General features: G+C 70.7%; 23 protein-coding genes and 1 pseudogene. 9 read left to right on the top strand and 15 right to left on the bottom strand.

The genetic code is table 11. From position 1 onward, the window contains the following. Positions 1 to 71: 71 nt before the first annotated feature. Positions 72 to 551 carry a pyridoxamine 5'-phosphate oxidase family protein gene (locus FHR37_RS28300; RefSeq protein WP_175542706.1) on the top strand — a complete coding sequence of 160 codons (480 nt, stop codon included), beginning with the start codon at positions 72 to 74 and terminating at the stop codon, positions 549 to 551. 25 nt (positions 552 to 576) lie between these two features. On the opposite strand, the gene FHR37_RS28295 is transcribed toward FHR37_RS28300, so the two are convergent. The 3 genes from FHR37_RS28295 to FHR37_RS28285 all read right to left on the bottom strand — a co-directional run bounded on the left by FHR37_RS28295 (position 577) and on the right by FHR37_RS28285 (position 3,267). Beyond that, the gene (locus FHR37_RS28295; RefSeq protein WP_092886632.1) at positions 577 to 1,512 is read right to left on the bottom strand and encodes a polysaccharide deacetylase family protein; all 936 of its coding nucleotides are present in this window, start codon (positions 1,510 to 1,512) and stop codon (positions 577 to 579) included. Positions 1,513 to 1,580: 68 nt separating this feature from the next. Then, positions 1,581 to 2,141, bottom strand: coding sequence for a GNAT family N-acetyltransferase (locus FHR37_RS28290; protein WP_092886634.1), 561 nt, complete (start codon positions 2,139 to 2,141; stop codon positions 1,581 to 1,583). 97 nt (positions 2,142 to 2,238) lie between these two features. Further along, on the bottom strand, positions 2,239 to 3,267 hold the full coding sequence (locus tag FHR37_RS28285) for a metallophosphoesterase (protein WP_139239112.1): 1,029 nt from the start codon (positions 3,265 to 3,267) through the stop codon (positions 2,239 to 2,241). 131 nt (positions 3,268 to 3,398) lie between these two features. Here FHR37_RS28285 and FHR37_RS28280 point away from each other — a divergent pair, with 131 nt between their 5' ends. Then, a complete protein-coding gene (locus FHR37_RS28280; RefSeq protein WP_092886636.1) occupies positions 3,399 to 4,577 on the top strand; it encodes an ROK family protein in 1,179 nt (392 codons plus the stop codon). Positions 4,578 to 4,704: 127 nt separating this feature from the next. Then, a complete protein-coding gene (locus tag FHR37_RS28275) occupies positions 4,705 to 6,501 on the top strand; it encodes a bifunctional metallophosphatase/5'-nucleotidase (RefSeq protein WP_237768995.1) in 1,797 nt (598 codons plus the stop codon). Positions 6,502 to 6,568: 67 nt separating this feature from the next. On the opposite strand, the gene FHR37_RS28270 is transcribed toward FHR37_RS28275, so the two are convergent. From FHR37_RS28270 to FHR37_RS28255, 4 genes are all read right to left on the bottom strand, one after another. Continuing rightward, positions 6,569 to 9,034, bottom strand: coding sequence for a CehA/McbA family metallohydrolase (locus FHR37_RS28270; RefSeq protein WP_092886640.1), 2,466 nt, complete (start codon positions 9,032 to 9,034; stop codon positions 6,569 to 6,571). Positions 9,035 to 9,100: 66 nt separating this feature from the next. Then, entirely contained in the window at positions 9,101 to 9,961 is an 861-nt protein-coding gene (locus FHR37_RS28265) for an ABC transporter permease (RefSeq protein ID WP_092886642.1), read from the bottom strand. Further along, the gene (locus FHR37_RS28260) at positions 9,954 to 10,799 is read right to left on the bottom strand and encodes an ABC transporter permease (protein ID WP_092886644.1); all 846 of its coding nucleotides are present in this window, start codon (positions 10,797 to 10,799) and stop codon (positions 9,954 to 9,956) included. Before FHR37_RS28260 ends, FHR37_RS28265 begins: the two co-directional genes overlap by 8 nt. Continuing rightward, the gene (locus FHR37_RS28255; RefSeq protein ID WP_202818286.1) at positions 10,796 to 11,866 is read right to left on the bottom strand and encodes an ABC transporter ATP-binding protein; all 1,071 of its coding nucleotides are present in this window, start codon (positions 11,864 to 11,866) and stop codon (positions 10,796 to 10,798) included. Before FHR37_RS28255 ends, FHR37_RS28260 begins: the two co-directional genes overlap by 4 nt. 216 nt (positions 11,867 to 12,082) lie before the next feature. Between FHR37_RS28255 and FHR37_RS28250 the strand changes: the two genes are divergently transcribed. Further along, positions 12,083 to 13,105 carry an amidohydrolase family protein gene (locus tag FHR37_RS28250; RefSeq protein ID WP_092886646.1) on the top strand — a complete coding sequence of 341 codons (1,023 nt, stop codon included), beginning with the start codon at positions 12,083 to 12,085 and terminating at the stop codon, positions 13,103 to 13,105. Between the two features lie 353 nt (positions 13,106 to 13,458). On the opposite strand, the gene FHR37_RS28245 is transcribed toward FHR37_RS28250, so the two are convergent. After that, a complete protein-coding gene (locus FHR37_RS28245; protein WP_175542707.1) occupies positions 13,459 to 14,394 on the bottom strand; it encodes a phosphotransferase in 936 nt (311 codons plus the stop codon). 1,511 nt (positions 14,395 to 15,905) lie between these two features. On the opposite strand from FHR37_RS28245, the pseudogene FHR37_RS28240 reads away from it, so the two are divergent. The 3 genes and pseudogenes from FHR37_RS28240 (at position 15,906) to FHR37_RS28230 (ending at position 18,130) form a co-directional block, all read left to right on the top strand. Then, positions 15,906 to 16,768 (top strand): annotated as a pseudogene (locus FHR37_RS28240) (IS5 family transposase). 291 nt (positions 16,769 to 17,059) lie between these two features. Continuing rightward, entirely contained in the window at positions 17,060 to 17,596 is a 537-nt protein-coding gene (locus FHR37_RS28235) for an HNH endonuclease signature motif containing protein (RefSeq protein WP_238344821.1), read from the top strand. A gap of 51 nt (positions 17,597 to 17,647) precedes the next feature. Then, complete coding sequence (locus FHR37_RS28230) at positions 17,648 to 18,130, top strand: GNAT family N-acetyltransferase (RefSeq protein WP_092890651.1); 483 nt, start codon at positions 17,648 to 17,650, stop codon at positions 18,128 to 18,130. Between the two features lie 5 nt (positions 18,131 to 18,135). On the opposite strand, the gene FHR37_RS28225 is transcribed toward FHR37_RS28230, so the two are convergent. Beyond that, positions 18,136 to 18,930 carry an MTAP family purine nucleoside phosphorylase gene (locus FHR37_RS28225; RefSeq protein ID WP_202818426.1) on the bottom strand — a complete coding sequence of 265 codons (795 nt, stop codon included), beginning with the start codon at positions 18,928 to 18,930 and terminating at the stop codon, positions 18,136 to 18,138. A 164-nt stretch (positions 18,931 to 19,094) separates the two neighbouring features. Here FHR37_RS28225 and FHR37_RS28220 point away from each other — a divergent pair, with 164 nt between their 5' ends. Beyond that, positions 19,095 to 20,441 carry a hypothetical protein gene (locus FHR37_RS28220; protein WP_092890648.1) on the top strand — a complete coding sequence of 449 codons (1,347 nt, stop codon included), beginning with the start codon at positions 19,095 to 19,097 and terminating at the stop codon, positions 20,439 to 20,441. Here FHR37_RS28220 and FHR37_RS28215 read toward each other — a convergent pair. From FHR37_RS28215 to FHR37_RS28200, 4 genes are read right to left on the bottom strand one after another with little or no spacing between them, the layout of a single operon-like run. Further along, a complete protein-coding gene (locus tag FHR37_RS28215; RefSeq protein ID WP_092890645.1) occupies positions 20,398 to 20,919 on the bottom strand; it encodes a hypothetical protein in 522 nt (173 codons plus the stop codon). The two genes, FHR37_RS28220 and FHR37_RS28215, sit on opposite strands and share 44 nt — an antisense overlap. A 4-nt stretch (positions 20,920 to 20,923) precedes the next feature. Beyond that, complete coding sequence (locus FHR37_RS28210) at positions 20,924 to 22,213, bottom strand: molybdopterin-dependent oxidoreductase (RefSeq protein ID WP_092890643.1); 1,290 nt, start codon at positions 22,211 to 22,213, stop codon at positions 20,924 to 20,926. After that, positions 22,213 to 22,845, bottom strand: a complete 633-nt coding sequence (locus FHR37_RS28205) for a TIGR04282 family arsenosugar biosynthesis glycosyltransferase (protein WP_202818425.1) — start codon at positions 22,843 to 22,845, stop codon at positions 22,213 to 22,215. Before FHR37_RS28205 ends, FHR37_RS28210 begins: the two co-directional genes overlap by 1 nt. Next, entirely contained in the window at positions 22,835 to 23,503 is a 669-nt protein-coding gene (locus tag FHR37_RS28200) for a glycosyltransferase family 2 protein (RefSeq protein WP_237769139.1), read from the bottom strand. Before FHR37_RS28200 ends, FHR37_RS28205 begins: the two co-directional genes overlap by 11 nt. A 125-nt stretch (positions 23,504 to 23,628) precedes the next feature. Here FHR37_RS28200 and FHR37_RS28195 point away from each other — a divergent pair, with 125 nt between their 5' ends. Beyond that, positions 23,629 to 24,708: an NAD-dependent epimerase/dehydratase family protein gene (locus FHR37_RS28195; protein ID WP_092890657.1), complete on the top strand. Its 1,080-nt coding sequence runs from the start codon at positions 23,629 to 23,631 to the stop codon at positions 24,706 to 24,708. Positions 24,709 to 24,728: 20 nt separating this feature from the next. On the opposite strand, the gene FHR37_RS28190 is transcribed toward FHR37_RS28195, so the two are convergent. Continuing rightward, positions 24,729 to 25,802 (bottom strand): sensor histidine kinase, encoded by a 1,074-nt coding sequence (locus FHR37_RS28190; protein WP_092890640.1) that lies wholly within the window; start codon positions 25,800 to 25,802, stop codon positions 24,729 to 24,731. A 5-nt stretch (positions 25,803 to 25,807) separates the two neighbouring features. After that, the gene (locus tag FHR37_RS28185) at positions 25,808 to 26,566 is read right to left on the bottom strand and encodes a response regulator transcription factor (RefSeq protein ID WP_092890637.1); all 759 of its coding nucleotides are present in this window, start codon (positions 26,564 to 26,566) and stop codon (positions 25,808 to 25,810) included. Positions 26,567 to 26,602: the final 36 nt, after the last annotated feature.

The following is a 26,602-nucleotide window of genomic DNA, read 5'->3' as shown; positions in this document are numbered from 1 at the left end:
AGGCTGTATGGCCCGTATTGACGTGCACTGACTTGAACTGACACCGACCGAAGGCGACGATGTTCGACGCGGTGAAGCTGACGCCTCTGGAACTCGCCGAATGCCTGCACCTCCTCGGCAGCACGCAGATCGGGAGGTTCGTGTTCCAGGACCGGATGCTGCTGAACGCCCACCCGGTGCACTACGTCCTCGACGGGGCGAGCGTGGTGTTCCGCACTGAGCACGGCGCGAAGTTCCGGGCCGCCTCACAGCGCACCGTCGTCGTGTTCGAGGTCGACGACATCAACGCCGACACCGGGGTGGGGTGGAGCGTCCTCGTCCGCGGACCGGCCGAACTCGTGACCCAGCCCTACGAGATCGGGCTCGTCGCCGAGGCGCTGCCCCGCCAGTGGGCGTACGACGAACCCACCGACTTCGTCCGCGTTCCGCTGGACGTCGTGCAGGGGCGGCGGTACAACGGCCACCTGCAGACCCCCCGTGGGCGGCGACGGCAGCGGGCGGCGGCCGGGCGGGGACCCACGCTGGAGTGGCCGCGGCTCACCCCGGACTGACGGCCGGACAGTCTGGCCCGGACCTTCACGGCCGGGTGCCGGCCTGTCCCGCGCCGACCTGGCTCGCCGTCCGGCCGAGCAGGTCGACGAACCGGTACCCACGTGCGGTGTACCAGTCGACGATCCGGGGCAGGGCCGCGACGGTGTTGCCGCGGTAGGAGGAGACCTTCGCCTCGTCCTCGTGGGACGCCTTGGCGGCATGCATCAACACGATCGGGTGCCGGCGGTGGTCGGGGTCCGGCGAGGTCGCCCGGTCGACGATCCGCGTCACCGCGTCCGGATCGGCGTACCCCGGCTGGGACCAGTCCCGTGCGTCCACCGACCACCGAACGGTCGACATGCCCTCCCGGGCCGCGGTCCTCAGGACGTTGGTCAGGTAGCCGCCCGGCGGGCGGAAGAAACAGGTCGGCCGGCCGGTGAGCCGGCGCTGCTGCGCGGACGTACGGCTCAACTGGTCGCGCAGATAGGCGACGGTCCACCCCGAGGGGGTCCCGGCCGGGTACTCGTGGTCCCAGGTGTGGTTGCCGAGGAGGAACCCCATCGAGGCCACCTTCGTGACAGTGGCCGGATCGGCCGCGTCGTGGGCACCGGTGTCGAAGAACGTCGCGGTGACGCCCTTGTCATGCAGGACGTTCGCGATGGCGAGCATCGCCGGGCCGGGCCCGTCGTCGAAGGTGAGGGCGACCGTTTTGCCCTTGCCCGGCGCCGAGCGGACCACCTTCTGCTCGGGCGGCGGGCAGGTGGGAGCGGGGGTGGGCGACGCTGACGTACGGTCGGCCGGCACGGTGCCGCTCGGGCCGGAGGTCCCGCCCGGCGCGGCGTTCCCGGTCACCGGCGCGGTCGGCTGCGGACCCGTCGGCGCCGGGGCGCACGCGGACAGCACCAGCCCTCCGGCGACCACCGCCGCCAGTCCACCACCCGCCAGTGCCGTCGTGAGGGACGGCCACCGGACTCTCGACATACCGCGAGCTTCCCCGCGCCGGCCCGCCTTCACGCCGGGGCGCGTGGACTCACAGGGGCGCTCGGGGTCTAGGTGGCCTGCCCGGCCGCGCGCCACTCCGGGGCGAGCACGGACCAGATCTCCACGTCGTGCCGCGTGCCTCGGTGCGGGGAGCTCTCCCGGAGCACACCCTCCCTGGTCATCCCGAGCCGGCGCGCGACCGCGATGCTGGCGGTGTTTCCCGTCGCCGCCCGCCACTCCACCCGGTGGATGCCCCGCTCCTCCACCGCCCAGTCGATGATCACCCGGGCTGCCCGGGTCACCAGCCCACGGCCCACCGCCGACGGCTCCAGCCAGCAGCCCGCCTCGGCGTTGCCGCGGGCGACGTCCATCGTCCGGAACAGCACGCCGCCGACCAGTTTGCCGTCGAGCCAGATGCCGTAGATCCGGCCGGTGTCGGTGGCGGCCTTGTCGGCGTACGACCGGAGGAAGGCGCGGCTGGAGTCGAGGTCGGCGACGGCGTCGGCCAGCCCGATGTACTCACCGACGAGCTCACGTCCCCGGTCCATGTGGGCCAGGAACTCCTCCGCCCGCCAGGGTTCGAGCGGACGCAGCTCGGCGCCGTCCTCTCCCAGAGACCTTGCCCACATGGTGTCCTCCTCGCTCCGTCCGGCCGCCCCGAGGAGGACGGCCCCCGAGGATCATGCCCGACGCCGCCGGCGGCGGGACGTGGGAGGTTCGCGGCGGTCAGGTCGCGAACGGTACCCGGGTCCAGCGCAGCACCTGGGGGTCGTGGTGGTCGACCGTGACCTTGAGCCAGTCGTTCACTCCGGTGGAGCCGTCGACGGTGATGCGGCGGAGGTTCGGGACCGGAGCGGAGACGCCGTAGAAGGAAAGCCAGCGCGACCCCGCCGCGAGGGGCTGGTCGGAGTTGTAGACGTGGCTGTCCCCGTTGAACAGGTAGACCGGCCCGTGGAAGGCCGCCGCCTGCTCCGCGATCACGTCGACGATCGGGGTGAAGGCCCCGAATCCGGCGGGGTCCGGCTCTGTGGCACCCGGGTCGAACATGTCGGCCTGGGTGAGCAGAACCACCGCCTTGGCCTTCTCCGTGTGCGCCTGCGCGAAGGTGTCCCGGATCAGCCGCACGTCGGCCGCGGTGCGGCCCTGCACCTCCGCGCGTTGCTCCACGGTCGGCGCGGTGTTGCCCGTCCACGGCGCGAGGCTGTTGTCGCTGCCCACGATGTGAACGGCGGCGAAGGTGACCCCGGCCCGGGTGTAGCGGACGTTCTCGGGATACCCCTGCGCGGCCTGGGACCTCACCGCGACGGGGTGCCGGCCGAGTGTCCTACCCGGCTGTGAGAAGAAGGTGCCGCGGACGGCGGTGAGACGTTCCAGTGGGTTGTACGAACCGTTGCTGGGCCGGTGGCAGTCGGTCCACTCGTTGTCGCCCGGGGTGTAGACCAGCGGGTCGGCGAACCTGTCGAAGTCGGACCTGATCAGCGCGAAGTAGTCGTCGGTGCACAGCGACGAGCCGTCCTTGATGTCGCCCAGATGGTCGACCATACGAACGTCGCGGTCGGCGTTGATCTGGTCGATGACATTCGGGAAGTCCGCGATCTGAGCCGCGCCGTACGGGATGTCGCCGATCACCGCGAAGCTGAAGTCACGCTCGTGGGAGTCCTGGGGGTTTTCCGCCGATGCTGTCCCGGGTGAGACGCCCACCGCCAGCGCGCTCGCCGCCATCATTCCCAGCGCCACGTTCTGCCACTTCCGCATACCTGTCTCCCTGCCGTCGCCGGTCGCGGGGCCACTGTGCACCGAGTACGTGAACCTCCGGTGGCAACCGGGGTGATCATCGATGAACACGGGCCGATCAACGGGCGGACGAGCGTTAGGCTGCGCGGACCATGGCAACAGCGCGAGGGCAGTCCGCCGACGGGGGTGACCTGTCCCGGCTCCGCCAGCTCAACGAGCGCGCGGTGCTGGCCGCCGTCCGCGCCGCGGGTGAGCTGCGGGCGGCGCAGATCGTCGAACGCAGCGGCCTCGGCCGGACCGCGGTGGAGGACGTGCTCGCCGGCCTGGTGGACCGGCGGTGGCTGGTCGAGGGGCGAGCGGAAGTACGCGGGCGTGGTCGGCCGGCGCGCAGCTACCGTTTCCGCGCCGAGGCGGGGTACGTCGTGGGGCTGGACATCGGTGCGTACTCGATCCGTTCGGTGCTCGCCGACCTCGGCGGCCGGGTCCTGGCGACGTCGCACCGCCGGGTGAGCCCGGACACCCGCAGGGCGGACCGGCTGGCAGCCGCCGATCGCGCGATCGCCGACTGCGCCCGCGGCGCCGGTGTCGCGACCTCCCGGATCTGGTCGGTGGGCGTGGGCACCACCGGACTGGTCGACCGGGAGGGCAGGGTCGTCCGGGTCAACGCCATCCCGGACTGGGCGGGGGCCGACCTGGCCGCACACTTCCGCCGGTCGGCGCGGCTGGTCGTGGTGGACAACGACAGCCAGTTGGCCGCGCTGGCCGAGCACCGCCTGGGCGTGGCGACCGACGTGGCCGATCTGGTGCTGCTGCACGCCGGCCGGCGTACCGGCCTGGCCCTGGTCGTCGACGGGACGCTGCGGCGCGGCTTCCACGGAGCGGCCGCGGATCTGTCGACGCTGCCGATGCTGCGCTGGGAGCCGGCGATCGACTACCTCCACCACTGCCGCGCGGTGCCGCCGGACGTGCCGCTCGCCGACCGTGCGGAGCACGCGTTCGCGGCTGCCCGGGAGGGCCGCCGGGCAGCGGTGACCGCCGTTCGCCGGTATGCGCGGGAGATGGCGCTCGCGGCCGCCACCGCGGTCGGCGTCGTGGACCCGCAGGTGGTGGTGCTGGGCGGCGCGTTCTCCCAGGCGGCCGACGTGCTGCTGGAGCCGCTCACCGAGGAGCTGACCCGGTTGTTCCCGCAGGGCCCGGAGGTACGCGCGTCCACGCTGGGCGCGGACTGCGTGGCGCTGGGAAGCGTCTGCCTCGCCCTGGACGCGCTGGACGAACGCCTGGTGGGCGCCGGCCGCGGCGCGCTTCCGGTTCTGGCCGCTCGCAGCGTCTGACCGTTCGCCTTACCCGTCACCGATGCGTTGACCGGCGTTCACCCGGTGCGAATAATGTCGGAGCCAGGCAAAAATGATCTCCGGTGCTGCCCGGAAGTCCGGTGCGGCTTCAGGAAGAAGGCTCCCAGTGGACAGACGGATTCCACGTCGCACCTTTCTCACCGCCGCCGGTGCGATCGCCACCGCCACCGCCGTCGGCGACATCGCCTATGCCACACCGGCCGCGGCGCAGGACGCACCCGAGTACGTCGACGTCCAACTGCTGAACATCACCGACCTGCACGGCTACCTGCAGCCCACGACACCCGGTCAGGGCAGCGTCATCACCGGCGCCGGTGGCGTGAAGGTGACGGTCGGCGGCGTGGGCTACATGGCCACGCACCTGAAGCGGCTGCGGGAGGGAAAGCGGAACTCCCTCTTCTTCTCCTCCGGGGACAACTTCTCCGGCTGGCCGTTCGAGGTCGACGCACACGCCAACGAGCCCACCATCGAGGCGCTCAACGCGATGGGCCTGGACTTCAGCACCGTCGGCAACCACGAACTCGACCAGAGCGTCGGCTTCCTGGTCGACCACATGATGAACGGCGAGCCCTACCCCGTGTCCGGCCGGGACGACGACTTCCTCGACTCCACCGGGCAACGGTTCCGGGGCGCGAACTTCGACTTCTACACCGCGAACATGGTGTGGGCGGACTCCGGGAAGACGATCCTCCCGCCGTACAACATCGAGTGGGTCGACGCCGGGAACGGCCGCAAGCTGCCGATCGCGTTCATCCACCTCACCGTTGTGGGCACCGAGGTCGGTTCGACGTCGTACCAGCCAGGTCTTCGGTCGCTGTCCGACCTCGACCAGGCGAACAAGCTCGCTGCCGAGCTCAAGGCCCGCGGCGTCAACGCGATCGTCATCAACATCCACGACGGCGGCGTCGCCGGCAACGACTACAACGCCGGCAGCAACCCGTCCGGCCCGGTGTTCCAGCTCGCGGCCAAGGCCTCTCCCGACATCGCCGCCATCGTCACCGGCCACTGGCACTGCCGGTTCAACATGATGGTGCCGGACCCGAACGGCGTTCCGCGCCCGGTGGTGGAGGCCGGCAACCACGGCTCGCTGATCAACGAGATCAACCTCAAGCTGGACCCGGACACCGGCGCGGTGATCCGCGAGCTCACCACCTCGACCAACCACGCCAACACCCGCGACGTGCCGCTGGACGAGGAACTGCAGGACATCGCCGACTACTGGACGGCGCAGGGCGCGAAGCGCTGGGCCACGCCGCTGGCAAGAACCACCGGCGACTTCACCCGCGTTCCGAACGCCTCCGGTGAGTCCACGATGGGCAACCTGGCCGCGGACTTCGCGTTGTGGGACGCGCAGCAGAGCCGGTCCGGTCGGGCCGACCTCGCCCTGGTCGCCACCAAGCCGGTCTCGGGTTCAGTCGCGCTGACCGGAGACCTGTTGTACGCAAAGGGTTCCAACGCCGCCGACGCGGACGGCACCATCCTCTTCGGCGAGGCCTGGGGCGCGTTCGGCTACGGCAACCCGGTGTTGACAGTGACCATGCCGGGGACCATGGTGCACGCGGCGCTGGAGGCCCAGTGGGTCGAGCAGGCCGACGGCTCGGTGAAGTTCGCGCCGTTCGCGGTGTCCCGCAACGTGTTCTACTCCTTCGACACCTCCAGGCCGGTCGGGAAACGCGTCGACCCGGCCGGTGTGCACATCAGCGGCGAGCCGCTGGACCTGAAACGCGACTACCGGGTCGCGGCCCTCGCCTACACCCTCATCGGCGGCGACGGGTACAAGGTCTTCGAGGGCTTCACCGACCCGGTACGCAACGACCGCGACCACGAGGGTTTCGTCGCCTACCTGCGGGCGCACCGCACGATCACCCCCGCACCCCTCAACCGGGCCCGCCCGGTGGCCTAGGACACGCCCTAGAGGTGTGCGACGTCCGGCCCGGTCGGCCACGGGGGACGACCGGGCCGAACGTCTGTCACCGGTGGCGTTCGCGGTCGCGGCGGTCCAGCGCCTCCAGTGCCTCGGCGAAGGGGCGTTCGAGCCAGGCGAGGTGGTTCGCCTCGCCGTGGTGGTGGGTGGTGAGGTCGTCCGGGCGGCGGATCGCGGTGTGGCGTACGTAGTCGCGGGCGCCCTCCACGACCGTACGGATGTAGTGCAGTCCGTCCGGGTCGGCCATCCCCCACGGCCCGCCACAGGCGACGAACACCGGCGAGGTGTGCGCGAACACCCGGCGGCCCCACTCGTCCAGGTGGTTGTCGCTGCCGAGTGCCCGCAGCGCGAGCCAGGAATGGCCGTCGACGCGGACCTCCTCGGTGAGGTTCAGCGCGCGCTCGCCCCGCCCGGCGACGGAGGCGACCACCTCGCCGTTGCAGACGAGTTCCAGGCCGTGCAGCGGGAAGATGCTGGTCACCGCGGCCTCGACGGTCACCGTGCCCGGCCCGGACAGCTCGACCGTGTCGCCGGCCTGCCGCCCGTCCACGGAGAAGGTGAGCAGCGGGCCGCCGGACAGGAACGTCCGTCCCTGCCGCACCGCGCGGCACCAGCCCTCGTAGGTGAACTCCTCGTCCGGGTCGAGCCGGGCGTAGGTGCGGTAGAGCCCCACCGGCACCGAACTCGACATCTTGTCCGTACCGCCGACGAGCGGGATCCGGTAACCGGAGTTGAGGTAGCGGTAGTACTCCAGCAGCGCGTCGTCGCCGTGGGCGAGCATCTCCACCGCGTCCGCCCGCCCGGTGGTGACCAGCACGGCCGGCTCGCCGTTGGGGTTGGGGAAGTGCGCGGCGACGACGGTGCCGCCCTGCGCGTGGGTACGGTCGGCCCAGTCGCTCAACGTCACGTCCAGGGCGCCGCCCAGCTCCGCCTCGTCCGGGCCGTCGCTGGACCACGGCATGACGGGTTCCTTCAACCCCCACAGCAGCATGTGGCCGAGGACGTGCTGGCGGTTCTCCTGGCCGACGTACGTGAGATAGTCGCCGCCGCCCCTGCCGTCCGCACCGTTGGCGCCGATCACCCGGCCGGTGAAGTCCTCGGTGTTGGTGAACAGCGCGCCCCACTGGGCCTGCAGGAGATTGACCACGCGCAGGTCCTCGCCCTGCTGTTCGAGCTGGGCGCCGGCGGTGGACAGGAAGTGCACGTGGGAGTCGCCGGACCACCAGCCCTGCGCCGCCAGGTCGGACGTACGCCGGATCCGCAGCGTCAGCTCCCGCTGGCCCTTCTCGATGCGCACGGTCTCCCGCAACGGTTCGTACTCGAACCCGCGGGCCACGTCGACGACCACCTCACCGCGCGGAAGCCAGCCCTGGCAGGTGCCGTCGACGTAGGCGTAGGTGCGCTGGCCGAGGATGACGTCGCCACCCACGTCGAGGTGCCAGCTGCCGATGTTCTGGTTGACGTGGTTGTGGTGACCGTGCGGCTGGTACGGAACCCCTTCCGGGGAACGGAAGTGCACCCGGCACGGCACCGGGCGTCCGGTCGCGTCGTCGAGCACCTTCACGTGCACCCAGTTGCGGCCCGGGTCGACGAGCTCGACCCGCACCCGGTCGGCTTCGGCGTGGCCGTCGCGTTCGACGTCACCCCACCGCACCCGGCCGAGCTCCTCGCCCTTGCTGCCGACGGTGAGGGTGGCCGACGGGAGGGCGGTGACGGAGGCGTGCGCGGGACTGGTGGCCGGCGGCCAGTCACCGGCGCCGAAACCCGCACGGTCGTTGCCGGTCGGGATCGGCTGCGGGTAGGTGGCCACGCCGCGGTCGACGTCGAGGTCGAGTACGCCGTCCCGCTTCGCGACGTCGGAGTCCTTGACCACCAGCCGGACCGGCCGTCCCGGCGTACGGACGAACGGATGCTCGTCGAGGTGGCCGAGGGTGACGCCGCCGACGAGGAACGGCAGGCCGCGCGGGACGATCTCCAGGCGTTCGATCACGGTGTCCGGCTCGGGGTTCTCCCACTGCCACAGGTAGAACGTCTGCGCCCAGCCCTTGCTGTGCTCGGTCATCCGGAAGCCGGCCATCCCCCAGCGGCCCTCGAACCGGGGCGAGTTGGCGTCGTGGGTGTCGCTGACCGCCAGGAACGGGTCGCGTCCCCAGGCGTGGCCGATGATCTGGATCTCGAAGCGTTCCCGGATCGGCACCTCGACGGTCCGCCCGCCGGCCAGGTGGAAGACGTAGTCGGCGACGTGTCCGCCGACGCCGTGCCCGGCCGGACCACCGGGCTCCAGCAGCCGGTGCGCGACGATGACGTGCCGGGCCGTGCGCCCGATGTCGACCGACACCGGCTGCGAGGGCGCCACGAAGCAGCGGTCCTTCGCGGGGGTTTCGGAACCTACGAGGAACGGCAGGCCGCGCAAGGTCACCTTGCCGAGCGGGGGTTCCTGCTCCGGAGCGCCGAGGATGTCGACGCCTGCGTTGCACACGGACTCGAGCGAGAGTGGTTCGTAGCCGGGCATTGCCCGATCGTAGATCCCCTTCTCCCCCGTGGCGCAAGACTTTTCGGTGTCCGGCCAAGGCCCGCCTCAGTGACCGGGGCTGGAGTAGTGCCTGATCTGCCGGTGGAAGAGCCGGACCGCACCGGCGTACAGCAGCAGTCCCACCGCCGGCGACGCGAGCGCCAGCCAGGTCGGGACGAACAGCTCATCGGTCCGTCCCAGCAGGATCGCGGCCGGGAAGAATGCCGCGTACGCCAACGGCAGCACGAACGTCAGCAGGTAGCCGACCGCCCGCGGCAGCACACTCAGCGGATACGGCCCGAACGTCACGAACACCCGGTCGGCCACGCTCAGCAGCGGGGAGGCGTCCAGCAGCCGGAACGTCGCCGAGGCCAGCGCCAGCATCACCGCCGACTCCACGAACGCGCTGCCGACCACGGCCGCCACCAGGAACGCGACCCGGCCGGCCGTCCAGTCCACCGGCGCGGCCACCGCCGTCACCGACAACACGACGACCCCGAACACCACGTCGCCAACGGCGGTGACCTGGAACTGCCGGGTCAGCAACTGGACCAGCGGGTCGACCGGCCGCAACAGGTACCGGTCGAACTCGCCCCGCCGCACCACGCTCTCGGTCGACCACAGCTGCCCGGACAACAGGCCGTGCAGGGCGTGCCCGGTGGAGCGGATGCCGTACACGAAGGCGACCTCGACGAAGCCCCACCCGCCGATGCTGCCGAACGCGTGCACGATCACCCCGACGAACGCCAGCGACACCGCCTCGTAGCAGATCGCCCCGACGGAGGTGAGCACGAAGTTCGCGCGGTACTGCGTCGCCGCCTTCAGCCCGATCCGGACCAGGACGGCGAACTGCCGCAGCGTCGAAGGCGGCCGGATCGCTTCGCCGGCTTCGGCGGCGCGGGCCGGGGACCTGGTGAGGTCAGCCACCCTGCACCACCACCCGGTGCCGCGCCCGTGACCACACCCACGAGCAGAGCCCGCCGAGCACGACGATCCACAGTGCCTGCACGCCGAGCGCCATCGGCACCCCGCCGGGTGGACGGCCGAAGTAGATCGCCAGCGGGGTGTACGTCGAGGCCTGGAACGGCAGTGCCACGGCGACCGCCTGCAGCCAGCCCGGCATGAACCACAGCGGCAGGATCGCACCCGACATGAACGTCCGCACCACGAAGAAGGTCATGTTGATGCCGCCCACCTCCAACGTCCAGAACGACGTCAGCGCCATCAGCATCGTGGTCAGCTGCGAGACGGCGAACGCGAACAGCAGGCTCACCGCGAACCACCCGGCCGCCGCCGCGCTCGTCGGCGGCGCGAGCCCGCCCACGACCAGGCCGGTGCCGAGGCCGACCAGGACCGTCGGCAACGAGGCGACGACCGCGCCGGTCTGGAAGGCGAGGTTCTGGGTCAGCAGGCCGATCGGCCGGGTCAGGTCCACCCCGATCAGACCTTCGCGCACCCGGGACGCGATCGACTGGTACGGCGAGGTGTTCAGGACTCCGGAGACGGTGAGGCCCAGGACGGCGTACCCCACCGCGGTTCGCACGTCCGATCCGGCGACCGTGCCGTCGTGACCGGCGTAGATCGCCCGCCACACCACGCTGTAGAGCGCGATCTGGACGGCGATGGCCGGGTAGCCGAGCAGGACCGACGTACGGTAGGCCCACGGTGTGAGCATGCCGATCCGCACCTGGCTCGAGACGGCGCGAAGCCGGGAGTGCGTTCCGTGCCGTGGGGCAGGACGTGGGTCGAGTCGCAGGCTGCTCATGCGACGCTCCGCGGCAGGGCGCGCTGTGTGTAGATCCGGCTGATGACCGCCTCCAGCCGGGGTTCGACGACGGACAGGTCGACGACCGCGTGCGCCGCCGTGACCGCCGCGATGATCTCCGGCGCCTTCACCTGGTCCGAACGGAACCGCAGGGTCACCATCGGTCCTTCCCGGGAGACCTGTTCGGCGCCGTCGACCGTGATGTCCGCGGACTCGGCCAGGGTGACGACCAGCTCGCGGTAGGGGCCGTAGCGCGCCATCAGCTCGGTGAGCGCGCCGTCGTACAGCACCCTTCCGTGGTCGATGAGGACGATCCGCCGGCACAGCCGTTCCACGTCCTCCAGGTCGTGGGTGGTGAGGACGACGGTCGTGCCGTGTTCGGCGTTCACCTGCGCGACGAACTCCCGGATGCGTTCCTTGGCCACCACGTCCAGCCCGACGGTCGGCTCGTCGAGGAAGAGCAGCCGCGGCTGGTAGAGCATCGCCGCCGCGAGGTCGCCGCGCATGCGTTGTCCCAACGACAGTTGGCGAACCGGCGCGTCGAGGAACTCGTCCATGTCGAGCAGTTCGACGAGTTCGTGCTGTCTGCGGTCGCCCTCCCGGGTTGGTACGCCGTAGAGGTCGCGGATCGCGCGGAACGACTCCCGCAGCGGCAGGTCCCACCACAGCTGGCTGCGCTGGCCGAACACCACGCCGATGTTGAGCGCGTTCGCCCTCCGCTCACGGGACGGGTCACGGCCCGCGACGGACACGGTGCCGGAGGTCGGGGTGAGGATGCCGGTGAGCATCTTGATCGTGGTCGACTTACCAGCGCCGTTCGGCCCGAGGTAGCCGACCAGCTCACCACTGTGGATGTCGAACGACACGTCGTCGACGGCCCGGATCACCTCGTGGTCGCCGCGGACGTACGCCCGGAGTGCGCCGAGTCGGCCCGCACCGCGCTTCGCCCGGCGGAACTCCTTGACCAGCCCGGTCGCGCGTACGAGCGGGCGCTGGGCGGTCGCGGCCGTTGTGGTCGATGCGGTCGCTGCGGTCGTGGCCTTCGCTGCATCCGGGGGGAGAGACACCGGCCACCCTGACAGCCGGTCCGGCGTACGGCAAGGACTTATCGAGGCGTACCGCCCACTCCTGGTACGACGGAAGGCGATCTGCCGCGAGCGATGGGTGAACCGGGTAGGTGGTGTCACGGCCATCCCTGCTGGGTCGAGAGGCCTGCCCTGCAGGGCGCGGACACGCTTGTTCTACAGGTGGAACACGCACCTGATCGCTCCTAGCGTTCGGGCATGGCGCTTTCCCCTGAGCACTCCACAGCTGCCCTCCCGATGGCCGACCTGCATGTGCACCAGGAACCCACGCCGCACCTCGACCGGGTTCTCGCGCAACGCGAGGGCAGGCCACCGTACGACTGGGCCGCGTGGCGACGGCGGCTGGTGGCGGAGTTCCCGCCCGGCCCGGAGCGGCTCGCCCAGGTCGGCACCATGCGCCCGGTCCCGCTGGAGGTCGACGCCGACGACGAACTGTTCGTCGCGCGCGTCGCCGACGTGCTGTCCGAGCACGCACGTTCCGGCGGAAGCTACATCGAGGTGCGCTGCGGTGGGGACGTCGTACTCCGGAACGGGTTCATGGAACTCTTCCGCCGGGCCGAACGTCAGGTGCAGGTCGACTTTCCGGCCCTGCGAGCCGAGCCACTGGCGATCGTGATGCCCGGTGCGGAGCCGCCTTCCGAGCTGGCCGCCAAGGTCGACGGGTGCGTACGCCTGGCGGGTGAGGGCCTTGCCGGCGTGGACCTGATGTGTTTTCCGTACCACTCGGAGGCGGACTGGACGGTCGCACATCGGCTGGCAGGGCGCTTCGCCGACGCCGGCCTCGGCATCACCGCGCACGCCGGCGAGCTCTCCACCGCCAACATCGCTGCCGCTGCCGCCACTCCCGGGCTGACCCGGATCGGGCACGGCATCCACGCCATCAAGGACCCCGCACTCGTCGACCTCCTGATCGACCAGGACATCACGCTTGAGTGCGCGCTGTCCTGCAACGTGCTGTTCGGTGTGGTCCAGTCGCTGGCGGAACATCCGCTGGTCCGGTTCATCGACGCCGGAGTGAAGGTGACGCTGGCCACCGACGATCCGGTGCAGGTGGGTACGACGATCGGCGCGGAGTACGCCGCCGCCGCGTCGCTCGGCCTCACCCACAACCAGCTCCTTGGGCTGACCCGTAACGCGATCGAGGCCGCCTTCACCACCGAGCAGCGCAGAGCGGAGCTGCTGGCCGAGATCGACGCGGCAGCCGTGTCCGCTGCGCGCTGAGGTCCGGGCCAAGCTGGTTCCCCGTGATTCTTCCGCGGAAGAATCACGCGACCCGAGGGGACTGCCGGCACGAGCCGGCTCGACCACACCCAGGGGCCGCGGGCAACCGAAGTGTGAAAAGTGCGGGTGGCCAGGACCACCCGGAAGCTTCGCACTACCGCGGCCGGCCGGTCCGGTCGGCCGCAGTGTGAAAGCCCGCGGTGGCCAGGACCACCTGCGGGCTTCACACTTTCCAGCGGCGAGCGCCGGCGGCAGGTCGTCGTCCAGCCCCACCTGGTCGTCCGCGAGTCGACGTAGTTGTGCGCCGGGCCGCGGCGACGCGCCGGCCTGCTTGGACCTCGGCTTCTTGTGCCCTACCAGACGTGTGGTGGCGGTGTCGTTCCGTCCAGGCGACATTGCGCGGCTTCCAGGTCGTACTCGATCTTCTCCGGCCGGAACCCGTTGCTGATCGAACGGTGAACGCTGTGGACACTGCGGTGGATCCGGTAGATGCGCAGGAGGTCTTCACCCAGCGTCGCGGCGAGGATCTCGTCGAGCCGGTCGACGGCCTCCTGAAAGCCTTCGCTGGAACGCCGTTCGATGACGAGGTTGTCACGCATGTCGAGAAGTGCGAAGCGCCGGTCACCGCGGGCGATGCCGAAGTTCCAGTCCACGACGGCGGACACCGTGCCGTGGTCGTCGAAGAGAACGTTGCCGAACGAGAAGTCGGTGTGTACGACGTCGTCGCCGGTCATCTCGAACGGCTCGCCGTCGTCGATCTCCAGGAACCGCTCGAGGATCCGCCGGCTTCGTTCGTCGTAGCGGCCCAGCGTTTCCTCCCACGGATGCTCGCCCGCGACGAGCCGGGGGAACTGTGGCGGCGGAGGGACGTCGGGCCGATCGGCCAGCAGCCCGGCGAACCTCTCGTTCGTGGCCACCATCTCCTCGATCAGGCCTGCACTGAATCGCGTCACGTGCTTGCCGGGAAGGCGTTCCTGCACGACCGTCACCATGCCGTCGGCCAACTGCAGGATCACGTCATACCGTGGAACGGGCAGGCCATGAGCGCGGACCATCCGAAGGATCTCGGCAGTGAGGTGCATGTACGCGAGCGGGATGGTCGGGCGGGTGACGACACCTGCTCGCCCGTCCGGCCACCGTACGTAGGCCGCGCTGCTCACGCCGCCGACCTGGTCCGACAGCCCCGTCAACTCCAGCTTGTCACCCGTCCTCTGGTTGATCTCGGCGACGACCTTCGTCGGAGCCCAGGGATTCTCGGACAGGGTGAACTCCAACGGATGCTCGTCCACTGCTTCTCCCAGGATCGTCGGGCATCGAGTCTGCGCAGGGTCGAGCTCGAAGAACAAGTCTTGTTTCTCTCCTCCGCCGATGGTCAACTTGGCGTGGCACATGCCTCAAGGCGCCGGGCTCCGACCTCTCCCCGGTAGCGCGATGGCGGGGCGGGAACCTTGCGATCCACGCAGAGGCAATCACCAGTCCGATCTTCACACCCGAAGTGTATTTTCTTCGATTCCGCTTGTGGGTAAAGGGTTTCCTGTGCACATGAGTCGATCTTGTGCGGTAGACTCGAACGCGTGAGCGACGGCGGTGGATACTTCGGCGACGACCTGGGCGAGGGCCCGGGTCGTCGCCGGGTGCTGCCGGATGGGTTCGCTGATGTGCCGGGTGGGCCGCGGCTTGCGGTGTTGCTCGCTTCGGTGGATCGCGGGGTGTGTAACGGGTTCGAGGTGGAGGAGCGGGCCAGGGCGTGGCGGCGGTTGATCGGCTGGGCGGAGGCCGAGTGCCTGTCGGAGGTGAACGAACTCGCCTACGCCGAACCCGGTATGCCCGACGAGCCGGCGCAGCGCAGTCCCGAGATGGACCCGATGACCCAGGCCGTCCTCGAACCGCTGCTGCGATGGTCGGGCTACCACACCAGCTGGTACCTCGCGCTGGCCCTCACCCTGCCCCGCCTGCCCCGTGTGCGTGCGGCGCTGGCGTCCGGTGGGCTGGAGCTGCCCGACGTGCGGGCGATCGTGGACCGGATCACCGACGCGAAACCCGACCTGTGGGATGCGATCGAGGACGCGATCTTCCCGAAGGTGCTGGAACTTCGGGGCGGGTTGTTGCGGGCGAAGGTGGAGGCGGAGGTCGTGAAGGCCGATCCCGAGGCTGCCGGCAAACGCCACCGCGCCGCGCGGACAGGGCGGAACGTCGCGATCTGGCCCGCCGTGGACGGGGTCGCCGACCTCGCGATCCGAGGCCTGTCCGCTGACCAGGCCGCGGAGGCGTACGGGTACATCGACGCGATCGCACGTGCCGTGAAGTCCGCCGGCGACCCGCGCAAGCTGAGCCAGCTACGTGCGGACGTCGCCTTCTCCCTGCTCAGCGGCGCCGCCGACCTCATCGATTGTTCCGCCCCCACGCACGCCGACGAGCCACACGACCAGGCCGAGCGGGACGAAGGCGCCCAGGGCCAAGCCGCGCAAGACCAGGCCGCGCAAGACGAGGTGCAGGACGACTCTGGGCAGGACGACTCCGGGCGGCGGCCCGCAGAAGACGAGACTCCCCAGGAGCAGGCCGACGCCGAGCAGGTCCAAGACGAGCCGCGAGCCCATGACGACACGCAGCCGGAGAGCGAGAACGCGCAGGCGCACAGCGAGAACGAGGCCGAGACCGAGCAGGGTGGGGAGGGACACTGTGGCGTTCACCGGTTCCCCGACCACGACCTGCACGACAGCTGGTGTGAATGTGGGAACTGTTCTCTGGCGCTAGGGCGTGTCCTGCGGATCTTCGGTGATCGTTCGGTCACGATGTGTGGGTGGTTGGACGGGGTGAGGTTACTGACCGGGCGTGGGCGCGGATTGAGCCGTTGTTGCCGGACGCTGGAACGCCTGGTGGCAGGTGGCGTGACCATCGGCAGGTGGTCAACGCCATCTTGTGGAAGTTGCGTACCGGGGCGCCGTGGCGTGACCTGCCAGAACGCTACGGGCCATGGAAGACAGCCCATGAGCGGTTAAGGAAATGGACCGCGGACGGCACCTGGGACACGCTGATGAGCGAGGTCGTCACCAAGGACGACTCGATCGGTGAGGTCGAGTGGGTGATCAGCGTGGACTCCACCTACATCCGGGCACACCAGCATGCTGCTGGGGCCCGGAAAAAGGGGGCTGCGCGAACTGGATCGAAGACCTCGCCATACCCGGAGAAGCCCTGGGCAGGTCCCGGGGCGGGCTGACCAGCAAACTGCACCTGGCCGTCGACGGCGCCGGGCTGCCGGTCAGCGTGATCCTCACCCCGGGTCCGGCGGGTGACAACCCTCAACTGCTGCCGCTGCTGGATGAGATCTCCGACCTGCGGATTGACGGGGTGCGGGTGCAGGTCGGGCGAGTGCTGGCCGACAAGGCCTACTCCCATCCCTCTACCCGCAAAGCCTTACGGCGCAGGCGAATCAAGGTCACCATCCCCGAGCGGGCCGACCAGATCCAACGCCGCAAACAACGCGGCCAAGCCGGCGGGCGCCCACCAGCGTTCGACGCCGAGATCTACCGGGACCGCAACGTGGTCGAACGCTGCTTCAACCGCCTCAAGCAGTTCCGCGGCCTGGCCACCCGCTACGCCAAAAGAGCCGCCTACTACCGCTCCGAAGTCCTCATCGCCTGCCTCATCCTGCTCCTGCGATGAAGATCCGCAGGACACGCCCTAGTCGGCAGCTGCAGTGTGTGCGGTGCGGCCGCGATGAACGGTGTCCGGGTCCACGACACCGCCGCCCACCACGCCGCCGCCCACCAGGCCGCAGCCCGCAACGCCGAGCCGCCGGGACAGCCCGATCCACCTGATCCACCTGAACCGCCTGATCCGCGGGGTCGGCCTGATCCGCCGACAGACAACTCCACACCGCCACCACCACCGCCGTGGACCTCTTCGCAGCCGAGCTGGGGTCCGATCAAGACGCGCGCCAAGGTGCAACTCAACATGCCGCTGACCACCCTGATGGGCCTGTCCACCCAGCCCGGGGAACTCGGCGGAGTCGGGCCCATCATCAACGAGGTGGCTCGCCGGATCGTGGCGAACCACCTCGACAACCCCGAAGCCCGCTTCAGCGTCGGGGTCACCCACCCGGTCACCGGACGGTTACTGCACCTGCATCCGATCCCGGCGAGGTTCCTGCGCGGACTGCAGGCAGAGCTCGTCCATGCCCGCGACCAGCGCTGCGTATGGATCACCTGCCGAAGACCCGCCGCGACCTGTCACCTGGACCACAACACCGAGTACGCCGACGGCGGAGAAACCTCCGTCGACAACATCGCCCCACTGTGCCCACGCCACCACAAGGCGAAAACCGAGAGGGACTGGAAACTGAAGCAGACCGGGCCCGGCGAACACACCCTCACCGACCCCTTCGGCCGCCAGTACAAAGGCACAGCGCCGGCCCTCACCGACCCGGTTGACGAACCAGCACCCGCCACCGCAGGCACACGGTCAGCTGACGACGACCTGCCACCGTTCTGAGCCGAACCGTTAATCGGTTGACCGGATGGCGGGCCGGGTCGAAGTTGAGGCATGACGACCGAATCGACCAAGACATCGCGGCCGACACTGCGGCCCGCGACACTCGACGACGTGGAACTCCTCAGTCAGATCGTCTACGCCACGTACGTCGCGGACGACCCGGACATGACGCCCGCAGAGAAACAGAGCTGGCTCGACGACTACCGGGTCAACACCCGGGACGAGGTGCTCGGGCGGGTGGAGAACAGCACGACGAACGTGATCCGCCTCGGCGACGAGGGCGTCGGCCGGCTGCGCGTCGTGCGTACGCCCGAGAAGATCTTCATCGGCGGGATCCAGATCCATCCCGCCTTTCAGGGCAGGGGAATCGGTACCGCGATCATCACCACGCTGCTGGAGGAGGCCAGCGGCAGGGAGATACCCGTCGAGCTGCGGGTACACAGGACCAACGGGAACGCCGAGCGCCTCTACACCCGGCTGGGCTTCCGGCGCAACGGCGAGCTCGGCGACGAGTACGTCATGACCACCGGGTAGGGCCGTCAGGACATCTCCACGATCACACCCGAGGGCTCCGGACGGTGCACGTTCGGCAGCGCCGACGCGAGGACGGCGGAGAACACCTGCTTGCTGTGCGCCATCCGCCCGAGCAGCGCCGCCACCGGCTCGGGCTCCTCGACGACCCCGTTGGCGAAGTCCGTCACGTAGCCGAGCAGGGCGTACGGCAACCTGACCTCACCCGACAGCACCGTCTCCGGCCCGCCGGTCTGGCTTACCGCAGCCACGCCCGCCGTCCGTAGCTGCGCGATCTCGCTGCGGGTGTTGAACCTCGGCCCGTCGACGTGGCCGTACGTGCCACTGCCCGCGAACGGAACACCTGCCTCGGGCGCCGCCGCCAGCAACGTCGCCCGGAGGTCCTCGCTGAACGGCCGGTCGAACACCCAGTGGCTGCGCCGCGGATGTCCCGCCGATTCGTACCACGTGCACAGTGTGCCGTCGGGCAGCCGGTTGGACGGGAAGTGCAGGTCGTCGAAGACCACCAGTGATCCGGGCCGCAGGTCGGGGTCGACGGCTCCGCAGACGGTGAGCCCGATCACTGCCGTCGCACCACACTCCACCAGGGCGGCGATGTTCGCCCGGTGCTGGACGTGGTTGGACAGCCGCTCGTGGCGATGCCCGTGCCGGGACACGTGCACCACCGCACGCCCGCGTACCGTCCCGGTCGTCACCTCCACGGTCCCGTGCACGGTGGCGATCTGCCGCTTCTTCGCGTCCCGCAGCTCCGGGAGCTCGTCGTTCCCGGACCCTCCGATGACACCCACGGGTTCGGCGCTCACGCCACCACCTCCGCCTTCCGGCCTTCCCTGCCTGTCGAGCCCGGCCTGTCGCACCCAGTCTGTCGAGCCTCGAACACTAACGTGCACACGTCGTCCGGCGTCGTGTCAACCTCGGCTGGACACTCGCGCCCGGACACCACCAGAAGGCCGCGTAGCCTTGCCCCGTGGATGATTCGCGGCTGCGCGACGGGACCGGCGCGGACCTGCTCGCCGTGACTGCCGGCGTCGTTCTGCTCGCGGCCGCCATCGTGGTGGGACGGGTGCTCCTCGCCCACGGCGTACCCCTGCACGCACCGGCCGCACCGTTGCTCGGTTTCTGGCAGCCACGCGTGGCGGCCACGACTCCGCTGACCTGTGCCGTCGCCGCCCTCGTGATCGGCTACGGCCCCACACTTGCCGGCCGCCTGCGCTGGCGCTGGACGCTGACCGCGGCCTGGGCCACGTCGCTGGCGTGGATCCTCAGCCTGGCTCTGGTGGACGGCTGGGCGAGGCTGGCCGAACGGCTCCCGAAGGACTACCTCGGCGAGATCCCGGCCGCGCCGCCGTGGCCGGAGCTGTTGCGGACGTACGCCGATCGGATCGTCGGCGGGCAGCCCAACTCCTGGACCACCCACGTGGCCGGTCATCCGCCGGCCACGCTGGGCTTCTTCGTGCTGCTGGACCGGATCGGCCTGTCCGGTGGCTCCTGGGCCGCGATCACCGTGATGGTGCTCGGCTCCACCGCGCCGGTGGCGGTCGCGGTCACCCTGCGCTTCCTGGACGGCGAGGACCTGGCCCGGCGTGCCCTGCCCTTCCTGGTCCTCGGACCAACGGCATTGTGGATCGGCGTCTCGGCTGATGCGATGTTCCTGGCCGTGTCCGCCTGGGGCATCGCCCTGCTGGCCGCGGCGATCAGGCTTCGCGGTGTGCCCGGAGTGCTCGCGGCCGTCGGCGGCGGCCTGGTGCTCGGGCTGTCCCTGTACCTCTCGTACGGCCTGGCGGTGTTCGGCCTGGTGGCGCTGGCGGTGCTCGCCGTTGGCCGGCGCTGGCGCCCGCTGCTGGTCGCCGGCGTGGGCGTGCTGGCGGTCGTCGTCGCGTTCACGGCCTCCGGCTTCTTCTGGTGGGAGGGGTACGACCGGCTGGTCGTGCGCTACTACCAGGGCTGGGGTGGCGAGCGTCCGTACTCCTACTGGGTGTGGGCCGACCTTGCGGCGCTGCTGCTGTGCGTGGGCCTGGCGGTGCCGGCCGGTCTGCGGCGGGTGCTGGCGGTGGCCGGACATTCCGTTCGTACGCGAAGCCTCCCGCGCGCCAAGACAGGGACCTGCGCGGTGGTGCTCGCAGTAATGGTCGCAGTGCTGGCGAGCACCCTGTCCGGGCTCAGCAAGGCGGAGGTGGAGCGGATCTGGTTGCCGTTCGCGCTGTGGCTGGTGGCCGCGTGTGCCCTGCTTCCGGTGCGTACGCACCGCGCCTGGCTCGCCCTGCAGGCGCTTACGGCGCTGGCGGTTCAGCATCTGGTGCTGACGAGTTGGTGAGTCCGCGGTCTCTTCGTGACCGAGGCCGTGCCCGCCAGGCCAGCAGCACCGCCGAGCCGGCGAACAGCGCCGCGGTGACCAGCAGCCAGTGCGAGAGGTACGGCGTGACCGGCCGGCCGGTGATGTACTCGAACCCCGGTGGCAACCGCAGGATCAGCGGAGCGAACACGAGAAACAACAACCCGGACAGGACGGCCGGCACCCGCAGGTAGTTGACCGACGAGCGGGACGGCAACGCCGCGGGCCGACGTCGGAGCACCGCGGCCGCGCCGAGGTCGAGCAGGCTGTAGAGGGGTAGCAGTACGAGGTCGTGGCAGACCACGGCGCCCACGAACCACGCCGCCACACCGACCGGGTTGGCGGGCACGAACCGGATCGCGGCATAGCCGGCGAGCGCGAAGGAGGCCACCAACACCAGCAGGTGCAGGGGTCCGGCGCCGTACCAGCGCCACGGTGCACGGAGGTCGATCCGCCTCATCGCCTCACACCTCGAAGGTCCCGTGGAACGTCATCGCCGAGACCCACTTCGTGTTGTGTACGCCGGGACCGTTCGCGACCATGACGCGGGCCGGGAAGCCGTGGTCCAGGGACAGGTCGGCGCCGTTGACCCGGAGCGCCAGCAGGGAACGCGGATCCAGGAGCTGGTTCGCCGCGAGGTTCGCCGAGCCGAACCCGCCGCCGCGCTGCAGCGATTCGACGTGAGCGCCGGCGAGTGTGCCAGGATCCTTCAGACCGGCAAGGCCGACGAGGTCACGTAGCCGTACGCCGGTCCAGTCCTGCACGGTCGACCACCCTTCCACGCAGGCGATCGGCAGCCGTTCGGTGTGCTGGGGAAGGGCGAGCAGGTCCGCGCGCGACAGCCGGACCGTGCGCCGCCCGACGAGGAGCAGCCGCCAGTCCGGGCCCGTCTCTGCGACGGTGATGCCGCGGTAGGCCGCGGTCTTGTTCACCGGGAAGTCGCCGGGCGCCGTGCCCTGCACGCCGCCGCGCGGGGCCAGCAGCGCGAGCCTTCGCAACGGCCCGCCGATCGTCTGCCCGGCCGACATCGCCAGGATCAGCAGCGAGCCGCCGCCTACCAGCGCGAGCAGGCCGCGCCGGGTCATCGTCGGCGGAGCCGGCGCCTGCGCCACCAGGCCGTGGCTGTCCGGCGGCTCGGGGTGGGTGTCGGCGAGGCCGGTCCGCAGTTCACCGCGGAGGCTGCGGGACCGCAGCGCGGTCACCACGATCCGGGTGCGGAACGCCACGTGCACGACCAGAGCAGCCACGAACACCCAGGCGCCGTAAAAGTGCGCGGCGTAGAAGCCGGTGGGAAAGACGTACCAGTACTGGATGTTGACGATGCCGGTCGCGAACTCGAAGAAGCCACCGCCGACGAGGAGGAGCAGGCTGAGTCGTTCGATCGCCTGGGCGGGCGAGGCGACCGGCGGCCACGCGAACAGCTTCGGGATCACCGACCACAGCTTCGCCAGGAGTACGGGCACCAGCGCGAGCCCCACCAGCACGTGCACGCCCTGCGTCAGCCGATAGAGCCACACCGGCCGGGTCGGCCACTCGAACAGGTAGAAGCCGAGGATCCCCCTGCCCGGTGTCGGGTCGTTGAACTTCCCACCGAGCCAGGGGTTGTACGCGTCGTAGGACAACAGTCCGGTGACGAACACGAGGGTCAGCCCCACCAGCAGGACCAGTCCCAGCACGGACGTCAGCCACGGTCCGCGTAGCGGGCTCCGCCAGAACGTCGGCCGGAACGGGTTCGTCCGCGTCGTATCGGGCATCACGCGTTCAGCCCCGCCATCGTGTGGGCGAAGCGGGTGTGCGGAGCCTGCGCGGCCACCGCGACGGCGTCGTCCCAGGTGTCCACATCCCGCAGCGGTGGCAGATCGGCGACCCGCAGACCGGACGCAAGGAGCCGTTGACGGAGCACCGCGCCGGTGTGGGAGACGGACATGGGTACGCCGAACACTGGTGCGGGATCGGGGTCGGCCAGCCCGAGCGCCCAGAACCCGCCGTCCTCGGCCGCGCCCAGGTAGGCGTCGGCACGGGAGAAGTCACACGTCAGCAGGTCCGTCGTGAGCTGCGGGGTGTCCATCCCGACCAGCAGTACCGGGCCGTCCACCGAGGCCAGTGCCGCCGCGATCCGCACGTTGAGCGAGCCCTGCACCTGCGGCACGACCTCGAAACCCGCCGGCACCCACGGTCCGGGCCGGCCCCGCAGGGCGAGCACGCGGCCTCGCGCGGGTGTCTGCCCCACCACCGCCAGGGTGTCCGCGAGTGCCGCCGCCGCCAGCCGGGACGCCTGCTCGGGTGTGCACGGCGGTGTCAACCGGGTCTTGACGTGACCCGGCCGCGGATCCTTCGCCAGGACGACGATCGTCACGTCCGCGGACGCCTTCGGGTCATCGGTCACGGGTGACCTGCCCGAGCACGGCGCGCATGTCCTTGACGGCACGGAACGTTCCACGCACGCTTCCGGTGACCTTCGACCGTCCGCCGACCCGCGGCCGGTACTCCACGTCGACCTCGACCACCCGCCACCCCTGCTCCGCCGCCCGGACGACCATCTCCAGCGGGTAGCCGAACCGCCGGTCCCGGATCCCCAGCGCCAGCAGGGCTTCCCGTGAGGCGGCCCGCATCGGCCCGATGTCGCGCACCCGGACACCCGTGCGCCGGCGCAACGTCCGGGCCAGCACCGCGTTGCCGAGTCGCGCGTGCACCGGCCAGGAACGCCGGCCGGTCGCTCGCCGTCTTCCCAGTACGAGGTCGGCTTCACCGGCCAGCACCGGACCGGCCACCGAGGGCAGGAGGCGGGGATCCAGGGAGCCGTCCGCGTCGCAAAAGGCCACCACTTCCGCGGTCGCGGCCCGCAGGCCCGCGTGACAGGCCGCGCCGAAGCCCCGCTGCGGCTCCCGCACCACCTCGGCGCCGTGGGCACGGGCAACCTCGACGGTCCGGTCCGTACTCCCGTTGTCGACCACGATCGGCCGGAAACCAGGCGGCATCCGGTCGAGCACCCAGGGCAGGGCCTCGGCCTCGTTCAGGCTCGGCAACACGACGTCGATCACCACCTCGACCACGCTACGAGCGACCGGCCGGGCCCAGAAGGCCGAGCGTGCTTACGAAACAGTGACGGGCATCCGGCGGAGCGACCGGAGACCACCCGCGGCGGCGAATCACCGTTAGCGTGGTCGGCATGCGCGTCCTGGTCACCGGCGGCGCCGGTTTCATCGGCTCCCACGTCGCCGAACTCCTCACCGAACGCGGACACGACGTCCTCGTCGTCGACGCCCTCCTACCCGTGGCGCACGGCGCCGAAGCGGCGCAGGCTCCGCTCTCCGCGGCCGAACTGCACCAGGTCGTCCGGGCAAGGATCCAGGACCGCGACGTCCTCGACTCCGTGCTGCCGGGCGTCGACGCCGTCTGCCACCAGGCCGCGATGGTCGGCCACGGTGTGGACCCGTCCGACGCGCCCGCGTACGCCGAGCACAACGACTACGCGACCGCCTGCCTGCTCGCCGCGATGCACGAACACGGAGTTCGCCGGCTCGTCCTCGCCTCGTCGATGGTGATCTACGGCGAGGGTGCCTATCGCTGCCCCGAGCACGGTCCGGCCCGACCGGGACCACGGCGCCAATCCGACCTTGACAGCGGGAAGTACGAGCCGGGATGCCCCGCCTGTGGGACCCCGCTGGCGCCGGGGCTCGTGCAGGAGGACGCCGCACCGGATCCGCGCAGCACCTACGCCGCGTCCAAACTCGCCCAGGAGAACTACGCGTCCGCGTGGGCCCGCCAGTCCGGAGGCAGCGTCTGGGCGTTGCGCTACCACAACGTCTACGGTCCGCGGATGCCCCGCGACACGCCGTACTCCGGTGTGGCGGCGATGTTCCGCTCCGCACTCGAGCGGGGCGAGGCGCCCACCGTCCTCGAGGACGGCCGGCAGTGGCGCGACTTCGTGCATGTGCGCGACGTCGCGCTCGCGAACGCGCTTGCGGTCGAGGCGGGGGCGGACACGGACACCGACACGGACGCCCACGCGGGCCGGTTCGAGGCGGTCAACGTGTGTTCCGGTGAGCCGCACACCATCGCCGACCTCGCCGGAACTCTCGCCGAGGCCTGCGGCGGCCCGGCACCGAGGATCGTCGGTGGAGCCCGGCCCGGCGACGTACGGCACGTGGTCGCCGACCCTGCGAAAGCCGTTGCCACGTTGGGGTTTCAGGCCCGTACCTCGTTCGCCGACGGAGTCCGCGCGTTCGCGACCGACCCGCTCCGTTGAGGGTTGGTGATCCCGGCGGCTCAGGCCGCCAGCGGCAGGCGCACCTCGAACCGGCAGCCCGGCCCGAGGTTGGCCGCCTCGATCCGGCCGTGGTGCGCCTCGACCAGTCCCCGGGCGATGGCCAGCCCGAGGCCGCTTCCGCCCTGCCGGCCGGTGAACTGCTCGGACGGCTCGGGTTCGGGCGAGCGAGCCTGGGCGCCCCGGAACGCCACCTCGAAGACCCGGGTGAGGTCCGCGTCCGGGATGCCGCCGCAGCCGTCGTCGACGAAGACCCAGGCCTCCGCGTCGTCGTGACCCACCTGGACCACGACACTGCCATCCGACGGCGTGTGGCGTACGGCGTTGGAGATCAGGTTACGTACGACGCGGGCGAGTTCGGGTGAGCTGCCGAGCACCGCGGGGCCACCGGCCGCGTGTGACCGGAGGACGACTCCCGCCCGCTCGGCGACCGGACGTTCGGCGGCCACCGCCTCGTCCACGACCTCGGCGAGATCCACCGCCGACAGGGTGAGCCGCAGTGCGCCGGCGGCGATCCGGGAGAGTTCGAAGAGGTCGTCGACCATGCCGCTCAGCCGCTGCGCCTCGCCGGTGATCCGCTGGGCGTACTCGTGCACCTCGCCGGGACGCGACACCACGCCGTCGGCAAGCGCCTCCGACATCGCGCGGATACCCGCCAGTGGCGTACGAAGGTCGTGGCTCACCCAGGCGACCAGTTCGCGGCGGGCGGCCTCGGCGGCGCGCTCACGTGCGCGGGCGTCGCGTTCCCAGACGCTGCGCCTGGCAAGGGATCGGCCGAGCAGCAGACCGGACGGCACGGTCACCGCCGCGACCAACAGGCAGATCACCAACGTGGTGGTGAGAATCGGCGTGAACATGAAGCCACTCACGCCGAGCACCCCGGCCAGCGTGGCGGCCAGCGGCGTCAGCACCAGCACGGTCGCGGAGGCGGTCAGGCCACGGCCCCGCAGCAGGTGCAGGGCGAGGGATCCGAGGAGGGCTACCGGCAGCGAGAACGCCACGGCGTACGGCGCGACGTGCACCACCTCGGTGAGGAAACCGGGATCGGCGGCTGTTGCCGCTGTCAATGCGGGCATGACAGTCACTCCCGGGGCTCGTAGCGGTAACCCACTCCCCAGACGGTGACGATCCGGGCGGGCTTGGTGGGGAGGGGTTCGATCTTCTCCCGCAGCCGCCGCACGTGCACCGTGACCGTGGAGTGGTCGCCGAAGTTCCAGCCCCACACGCGTTCCAGCAACTGCGTACGCGTGAACGCCGTACTCGGGTTGCGCATCAGGAACACCAGCAGGTCGAACTCGCGGATGGTCAGGGCGATCTCGCGGCCGGCGAGCTCGGCCCGCCGGGCTGCCGGGTCGACCGCGAGGTCACCGTCGACGAGGGGCCGGTCCACGTCGGGCGGCCGGTGAGTCGCCCGCGCCGCCTCGGTACGCCGCAGGACCGACAGCACCCGCAACGTGAGCTCTCGCGGGCTGAACGGCTTGGTCACGTAGTCGTCGGCGCCGACCTCCAGGCCGAGCACCCGGTCGTGCTCCTCGCCCAGTGCGGTCAGCATGATCACCGGCAGCGTGGACGCCCGCCGGATCCGCGTGCACACCTCGATCCCGTCGGCACCGGGGAGCATCAGGTCGAGCACCACCAGGTCCGGGGACTCCTCCGCGATGATCGCCAGCGCGGTCTCGCCGTCCCCGGCAAGCAGGACCCGCTGTCCTTCCCGTTCCAGATAACGGCGAACGACGTCGCGTACCGTGACGTCGTCGTCCACCACGAGTACGCACCAGGAAGCGTGCGCGGGCGAATCATCCGGGTTCGGCCGGGCGCTGGTGTCCTGGCGCTGGTCCATGGGCTCCATCATCGCGCCCGGGGGTCCGAGCAGGCC

It is taken from the genome of Actinopolymorpha cephalotaxi (assembly GCF_013408535.1).
In the GTDB taxonomy this organism is placed as follows: domain Bacteria; phylum Actinomycetota; class Actinomycetes; order Propionibacteriales; family Actinopolymorphaceae; genus Actinopolymorpha; species Actinopolymorpha cephalotaxi.
The sequence above is the reverse complement of the archived record's forward strand: the minus strand, read 5'-3'. Positions and strand labels throughout refer to the sequence as shown.